Genomic DNA, 2229 nt, shown 5'->3' with positions numbered 1-2229 from the left:
CCCCACGACCAGGCCGAGAATAATAAAAAACTGGCCTAAGACAGTGCCTGAACTGGTTGGATCGCAAGATCACTGCAGCACAGCGACCAAAGCAATCCGTTTGCTCTTGGCTCCCGATTGGGAGGGTCGTGAAGGAAACACTTCATGACGAGGGCACTTAACAAAAACAAAAAGCCCGAAACCAATAATAAAAATAGAGCATGCAACTACTTCTTGGGGAGCTTCGGCTCCCCTTGTAGTTTCTGGCGTTTACGCCGCAATTCCCAAACCCGCGTGCCTGCGTCCGACTGCGCAGCAGTCGCAATACAGGCGACCGGTTTCATCTGACACACTGCAATTACGACGGCTTCGTCCGAGCGCGGCCCGCACCGGACGCAGCCTCGCGCTGCTCGTCAGCTGCTACACGGATAGCGTCTGCCAGATATCCCCTTCAAGCGCTTGCGCAGCTTCCTACACCATCCCTCGACTAAATGCTAGAATCCCCGCCCATCATGCGGTCATTCTTCTGTTATGGCCGAACATTCCTTCAAACAGTGCATCCCATGCTGAAGAAGTTGTTCCAGTCATTCCGTTCTCCCAAGCGTCATACGCAACACATTCGCAGTACGCCTGAAGTGCTCAACAGCGGCCAACACTCGCTGCAAAAGGCCCAATTCAGCCGTTACGCGGTGAATATCGTCGAACGCCTGCAGAACGCCGGTTACCAGGCTTACCTGGTCGGCGGCTGTGTGCGTGACATGCTCCTCGGCATCACGCCCAAGGATTTCGACGTTGCCACGAGCGCGACACCTGAACAGGTGCGTGCCGAATTCCGCAATGCGCGGATCATTGGTCGTCGATTCAAGCTGGTGCACATTCATTTCGGCCGCGAAATCATCGAAGTCGCGACCTTCCGCGCCAATCACCCGCAAAACGACGAGGAAGAAGACAGCAACCAGTCTTCCCGTAATGAAAGCGGGCGCATCTTGCGCGATAACGTCTACGGCACACTGGAAGAAGACGCGCAACGCCGCGACTTCACCATCAACGCCCTGTACTACGATCCGGTCAGCGAGCGCATTCTTGACTACGCCAACGGCGTACACGATATCCGCAATCACTTGATCCGCCTGATCGGCGACCCGAAACAGCGCTACCAGGAAGACCCGGTACGGATGCTGCGGGCCGTGCGATTTGCCGCCAAGTTGAATTTCGGTATCGAAAAACACAGCGCCTTGCCGATTCGCGAGCTGGCACCGCTGCTGCGTGACATCCCATCGGCCCGTCTGTTCGAAGAAGTGCTCAAGCTGTTCCTCTCCGGTCACGCCGCCGACACCTTCGAGATGCTGGTCGACCTGCAGCTGTTCGATCCGTTGTTCCCGGCCAGTGCCGAGGCGCTGGAATACAACCCGACGTACACCCATACCCTGATCAGCGATGCGTTGATCAACACGGATCTGCGGATCAAGCAGAACAAACCGGTGACCCCGGCGTTCCTGTTTGCTGCCCTGCTGTGGCCTGCCCTGCCGGCTCGCGTATTGCGCCTGCAAGAACGTGGCATGCCGCCGATTCCAGCCATGCAGGAAGCCGCTCACGAACTGATTGCCGAACAGTGCCAACGCATCGCAATCCCGAAACGCTTCACCATGCCGATCCGCGAGATCTGGGACATGCAGGAGCGCTTGCCTCGCCGCAGTGGCAAGCGCGCCGACCTGTTGCTGGACAACCCACGGTTCCGCGCCGGTTACGACTTCTTGCTGCTGCGCGAAAGCGCCGGCGAGCAAACCGATGGCCTGGGTGAATGGTGGACGGATTACCAGGACGCCAATGACAGCGAACGTCGCGACATGATCCGCGACCTCAGTGGAAAGGAAGACGGTACCGGGGCACCACGCAAACGTCGCCGCAGCGGTGGCGCCAAGCGTAAACGCGCCGCAGGCGAACCGAGCGTCTCGGGCGAGTAATCCATGGAACGCATCTACATCGGCATGGGCAGCAATCTGGCTGACCCCGCCGAGCAATTACGCAATGCCGTCGACGCGCTGGCGCAGCTGCCACAGACCGAGCTTGTCGGAGTGTCTGCGTTTTATCAGAGTGATTCGCTACTGCCCGGCCAACCGCGTTACACCAACGCGGTCGCCGCCCTCGACAGCCCCCTCGCACCGCTGGAGCTGCTTGATGCCCTGCAAGCCATCGAGAACGAACAGGGGCGCGAACGTCTTGAACGCTGGGGGCCTCGTACACTGGATC

The 2229-nt window shown here is 58.9% G+C and carries 2 protein-coding genes; both read left to right on the top strand.

Features of this window, described 5'->3' with window-relative positions; translation table 11 throughout:
• Positions 1 to 542: 542 nt before the first annotated feature.
• Positions 543 to 1943 carry a polynucleotide adenylyltransferase PcnB gene (locus tag AC1DRJ_RS25125; protein ID WP_477804538.1) on the top strand — a complete coding sequence of 467 codons (1401 nt, stop codon included), beginning with the start codon at positions 543 to 545 and terminating at the stop codon, positions 1941 to 1943.
• Positions 1944 to 1946: 3 nt separating this feature from the next.
• On the top strand, positions 1947 to 2229 hold a 283-nt coding region (gene folK, locus AC1DRJ_RS25120), incomplete at its 3' end, for a 2-amino-4-hydroxy-6-hydroxymethyldihydropteridine diphosphokinase (protein ID WP_477804537.1).

The sequence above is a fragment of the Pseudomonas sp. P5_B2 genome (assembly GCF_056400445.1).
This window is presented reverse-complemented; position numbering and strand designations above follow the sequence as displayed.

What these genes read in the sequence shown, in the direction of transcription:
- AC1DRJ_RS25125 (WP_477804538.1), top strand. Translation starts at nt 543, where the DNA reads ATGCTGAAGAAGTTGTTCCAGTCATTCCGTTCTCCCAAGCGTCATACG.